We start from the raw sequence: 5,433 nt of genomic DNA on the forward strand, positions 1-5,433 counted from the left end.
GCGTCGCGGTGCCGACGCGGCCGGAGGTGTCGTGCCGGAACCCGGGCTACGGTGCGGCCGGTGCCGGGCTGGCCTGCTCGTCGGGCAGTTCGCGACGGAGCTTCTCGCCCTCGATGTCGACGTTCGGCAGGATCCTGTCCAGCCACTTTGGCAGCCACCACGCCTTGTCCCCGAGCACCGCCATCACCGCGGGGATGATCACCATCCGGACGATGAACGCGTCGAACAGGACGGCGGCGGCGAGGGCGAACCCGATCGACTTGATGAACGAGTTGGGTTCGAGGATGAACGCGCCGAACACCGAGATCATGATCAGCGCGGCCGCGGACACGACGCGGGCGCCGTGGCTGAAGCCAATGGTCATCGCCTCCTTCGCGGACGCACCGTGCACGTACTCCTCGCGCATCCGGGTCACCAGGAACACCTGGTAGTCCATCGCGAGGCCGAACACCACCCCGATCAGGAAGATCGGCATGAAGCTGACCAGCGGCTGCGGGTTCGAGATGAGCCCGCCCCAGCCCTCCTGGAAGATCGCGACGGTGGCACCGAAGGTGGCCGCGACGCTGAGCAGGAAGCCGAGGGCCGCGGTCAGCGGCACCAGGATCGACCGGAACACCAGCATCAGCAGGATGAACGCCAACCCGACGACGATGATCAGGTAGGGGACCAGTGCGCCGAGCAGTCGATCGGAGATGTCCGTCTCCAACGCGGTCTGCCCGGTGACGCCGTAGTTGACGCCGATCTGCTCGTGCAGGTCGCCCTCGCCGTCGCGGATCGACTGCATCAGGTCGACGGTCCGGCTGTCGGTGGGGGCGCTGCCGGGGGTGACGAGGATCTGGGCGGTGTCCCCGGCCGGGTTCATCGCGACGATCTGCGCGTTGACGACGTCGTCCTGCTCGGAGATCGTCCGGACCACCGTGCCGAACGCCTCGGGTGCCGGGACCGTGGCGTCCTTGGCGTCGACGACGACGATCAGCGGGGAATTGCGGCCGGGGCCGAACGCGTCGGACACCAGGTCATACGCCTGCCGCGAACTGGTCGCGGGGTCGCCGGTGCTCTCGGACGGCAGGGCCAGCTTCAGTCCGGCGGCGGGCAGCGCGAGGACGCCGAGGACGGCGATGCCGGCGATCAGCGGGATCGCGGGCCTGCGGCCGACCCAGCCCGCGTAGCGGGTGGCCGGACCGGGGGCCGCGTCCTCCGCCTCCGGGTCCGGCGCCGTGACGAACGGGAGCCGCCCCGCGAACGCCTTCCTGCCGAGCAGGCCGAGGAAGGCGGGCAGGAAGGTCAGCGCGACGAGCACCGCGATCAGTACCGCGAACGCGGCGGCCATGCCCATGTCGGAGAGGAACTTGATGCCGACGACACGGAGCGCGACGAGCGCGATGATCACCGTCAGGCCCGCGAACACCACCGCGGATCCGGCGGTGCCGACCGCGCGACCCGCGGCCTCCTCCCGGTTGCCGGTGACGGTGATCTCGTGCCGGAAGCGGGACACGATGAACAGCGAGTAGTCGATCGCGACGGCGAGGCCGATCATCACGGCCAGGGTCGGTGTCATCGACCCGAGCTCGGTGAAGCCGGTCGCGACCGTGATACCGAGCGAGCCGATGCCGACACCGATGATCGCGGAGATCAGCGGCAGGCCGGCCGCGACCAGGGAACCGAAGGTGAGCATCAGCACGACGGCGGCAACGGCGAGGCCGATGAGTTCGGCGGATCCGCCCGGCATTTCGGGGGTCTGCGCGGCGGAGCCGCTGACCTTGACGGTCAGCCCGGCGTCCCGTGCGACCTGCGCCGCGGCGTCGATCCGGTCGGTCAGCTCGGTGGTGACGTCCTGGTAGTCGCCGCCGAACGGGACCTCGACGTAGCCGACCGTCCGGTCGGGGCTGAGCGGGGAGAGTGCCTGGGCATCGGCGAGGGCCTGGTCGACGGGCTTCCCGGTCTCCTCGGCCTGCGCGGTTGTCATCGCCGTCAGCTGCTCGTTCGCGACGACGGGGTTGACCAGCGCGCCCCGGGACTCCTCGGGTGACGCGGTCGCCGGGTCGACCTTCGCGGCCGGATCCACCAACTCGATGCCGCGGATCTGCGCGAGGGTGGCATCCATCGCGGCCTGATTCCCCGGACTGTCGAGGGTCTGACCCTCCGGAGCGGCGAACACGTACCGCGCGGAGATCGAACTGAACGGGTCCTTGTCGCCTGCCGGGAACCGTTCCGCCATCAGGTCCTGCGCCTTCTGCGCGGGGGTCCCCGGGATGGAGAACGAATCGTTGGTCGGGCCGGACAGGGTCGCGGCGCCGACACCCATCAGGACGAGGATGGCGAGCCAGATGGACAGGACGGTGCCCTTGCGCCGGTAGGCGAACTTGCCGATCCGGTACAGGTAGGTGGCCATGAAGGACCCTTCGTGTGTCGGGGGTGCGGGTGGCTGGGCGGGTCGGTGGTCGGTTAGGGGACGGGCGGCGCTGGCCGGGCGGCGGGGGGTCTGCGGGGAGTCGGCTGCGGGAGCCCGGCACGCAGCATCGCGAACGTCTCCCGGACCAGGGGCTCCGGTGTGGGATGGCCGGTGTTGCCGCCGAGCCACAGCTCGATCGCGGACTTGGCCGCGGTGCCGACCGCCATCTGCAGCACGTTCGGATACAGGTCGGTGTCGACGTCCGTCCCGGTGCGCGCCGCGATCGCCTCGCCGAGGGTGCGGGTGACCCGGCCGTGCAGGGCGATGTGGCGGGCCAGCAGCGCGGGGCTGTCCTCGATCAGCATCATCTCGGCGCGGACGTCCTCCAGATCGCGGACCGGATCGAGGACGATGGACAGGACGATCGCCTCGAGGGAGTCCCAGATCGGTTCGTCGAGGGGGCGCGCGTAGAGGCGTTCCACCCAGCCCGCGACGTCGGCCTCGAAGCGGTAGAGCACCGCTTCTTCCTTGGAGGCGAAGTAGTTGTGGAACGTGCGGGTGGACACGCCGGCCTCCGCCGCGATCGCCTCGGCGGTGACGCCGCCGAGGCCGGCCGGTTTCGCGAGGCGGATCGCGGCCTCGCTGAGTGCCAGGCGGGTGGCGGCCTTCTTCTGGTCGCGCAGGCCGGTGGGGGTGCTCACCCCAACCAACGTACGGAAAGTGCAGTTCTCTGCAAACTTGCAGGTTGATGCAAAACTGTGGGGTTGGTTACATCCGCCGCCGTGCCGTGGCGACCGTCACCCGCCCCCGGGTCATCGATCCCGCTCGCCTCGGTCCTACGGTTTCCCGACCTGGCTGCGTAATGTCCTAGCGAGCAGTCACCTCACAGCCGATTGGAGTGTCCCGGTGCACATCGGAACCCAGATCACCTACAGCGGCGGGTTCGCCGAAACGGTCGCCGAGGTCGCCGACCTCGAACGGGCGGGCCTCGACATCGCGTTCATCGCCGAGGCCTATTCGTTCGACGCGGTCAGCCAGCTCGGCTTCCTCGCCGCGAAGACCACCAGCCTGAAGCTGGCGTCCGGGATCTTCCAGATCTACACCCGCACCCCGTCATTGATGGCGATGACCGCCGCCGGGCTCGACTACGTCTCCGGCGGACGGTTCGTGCTCGGCATCGGTGCCTCCGGCCCGCAGGTCATCGAGGGCTTCCACGGCGTGAAGTACGACGCCCCGCTCGGGCGCACCCGCGAGCTCGTCGACATCTGCCGCCAGGTGTGGCGCCGCGAGAAGGTGCAGTACGACGGCAAGTACTACCAGGTGCCGCTGCCCGCCGAGAAGGGCACCGGGCTCGGCAAGCCGCTCAAGCTGATCAACCACCCGGTGCGCGAACGGATCCCGATCGTCATCGCCGCGCTCGGCCCAAAGAATGTGGCGCTGACCGCCGAGATCGCCGAGGGCTGGCAGCCGATCTTCTTCCACCCGGAGAAGGCCCGGACCGTGTGGGGCGAGTCGCTGGACGCCGGCAAGGCCAAGCGCGACCCGGCGCTGGGCGAGCTGGAGATCTACGCCGGCCCGGCGCTCGCGATCGGTGACGACGTCGAGCACATGCTGGAATGGATCAAGCCGCACCTCGCGCTGTACATCGGCGGCATGGGTGCGCGCGGCAAGAACTTCTACAACGATCTCGCCTGCCGGTACGGATACGAGGCGGAGGCGAAGACCATCCAGGACCTGTACCTGGACGGCAAGAAGCAGGAGGCCGCGGCCGCGGTGCCGGACGAACTGGTGCGCGCGATCTCGCTGATCGGCCCCGAGGGGTACGTCCGGGAGCGGGTGGCCGCGTTCAAGGAGGCGGGCGCGACGACCCTGACCGTCACCCCGATGGCCCCCGACACCGCGGGCCGGGTCTCCCAGATCGAGAAGCTGCGCTCCATCATCGACGCGTAGCGGCGCGACACCCCCGCCTCATGGTTCCCGGCGGGGCGGGGGTGATGGCCGCGACGCACGACACGGACCGTCGACCGACGCGGCGCGGCCCCGGAACCGGGACAATGGGCACCGACAGTGTCTCGAGCCGAGTGAGGGAGCAGCATGAGCGCAGGCAAGCCCGTCGTGGTTGGCGTGGACGGATCGGAATCGGCGTCGACGGCCGTGGTGTGGGCGGCGCGAACGGCCGCGGCCCGCACGCTTCCGCTGCTGCTCGTCTCCGTCGTGCACGTACCCGCCTACTACTACACCGAGCCCTATCTGGTGCGCGGCTACGGCGACGACCTGAAGAACGCGGGCCGTGCCCACCTCGACAGCGCCGCGGTACTCGCCCGCGAGGCCGCCGAGGAGGTGGGTCCGCTCGAGGTGGACAGCAAGCTGCACGAGGGCCGGATCTCGGAGATCCTGCTCCAGTACGCGCCGCGGGCGTCGATGATCGTCCTCGGCAATCGGGGGCTCGGCGAATTCAGCGGGGCGCTGCTCGGGTCGGTCGCCCGCGCGGTCGCCGCGCACTCGACGGCGCCCGTCGCGGTGGTTCGCGGGCGCACGCTCGACGGCAGGCCGCCGACCGAGGGCCCGATCGTGGTCGGCGTCGACGGTTCCGAGATCAGCGAGGACGCGCTCGCTGCCGCGTTCCGGGAGGCGTCCGCGCGGAACGCGCAACTGATCGCGGTGAACGTGTGGAGCGACGTGTCGGTGCAGCCGTCCCTCGGCGCGACCGAGGACGATCCGCACTGGCGCTCGATCCAGTCCGCGGAGGAGGCGGTGCTGTCGGAGCGGCTCGCCGGTCACATCGAGCAGTACCCGGACGTGCCGGTGCAGCGGGTGGTCCGCCGCGACCGGCCGGTCCGGGTGCTCAGCGAATTCGCCGAGCAGGCGCAGCTTCTCGTCGTCGGCAGCCACGGCCGCGGTGGATTCGCGGGCATGCTGCTCGGGTCGACCAGCGCGGCCCTGATGAGCACCGCGGACTGCCCGGTGCTGATCGTGCGTCCGACGCCGTAACCGGGCCGACCCGCACCGCGCGAAGGGCCGGTACCGATCGGTACCGGCCC

General features: G+C 70.4%; 4 protein-coding genes. 2 read left to right on the plus strand and 2 right to left on the minus strand.

All coding sequences use genetic code 11. From position 1 onward, the window contains the following. Positions 1-46: 46 nt before the first annotated feature. Entirely contained in the window at positions 47-2,392 is a 2,346-nt protein-coding gene (locus tag ACFWPA_RS19570) for an MMPL family transporter (protein WP_378505562.1), read from the minus strand. A 53-nt stretch (positions 2,393-2,445) separates the two neighbouring features. Further along, positions 2,446-3,093: a TetR/AcrR family transcriptional regulator gene (locus ACFWPA_RS19575; protein ID WP_378505563.1), complete on the minus strand. Its 648-nt coding sequence runs from the start codon at positions 3,091-3,093 to the stop codon at positions 2,446-2,448. 205 nt (positions 3,094-3,298) lie between these two features. Here ACFWPA_RS19575 and ACFWPA_RS19580 point away from each other — a divergent pair, with 205 nt between their 5' ends. Together ACFWPA_RS19580 and ACFWPA_RS19585 are read left to right on the plus strand one after the other, a co-directional pair. Further along, complete coding sequence (locus ACFWPA_RS19580; RefSeq protein ID WP_378505564.1) at positions 3,299-4,342, plus strand: LLM class F420-dependent oxidoreductase; 1,044 nt, start codon at positions 3,299-3,301, stop codon at positions 4,340-4,342. A gap of 144 nt (positions 4,343-4,486) precedes the next feature. Next, positions 4,487-5,383 (plus strand): universal stress protein, encoded by an 897-nt coding sequence (locus tag ACFWPA_RS19585; protein WP_378505565.1) that lies wholly within the window; start codon positions 4,487-4,489, stop codon positions 5,381-5,383. The last annotated feature ends 50 nt before the right edge of the window (positions 5,384-5,433 follow it).

The sequence above is a fragment of the Rhodococcus sp. NPDC058505 genome (assembly GCF_042720095.1).
In the GTDB taxonomy this organism is placed as follows: domain Bacteria; phylum Actinomycetota; class Actinomycetes; order Mycobacteriales; family Mycobacteriaceae; genus Rhodococcus_G.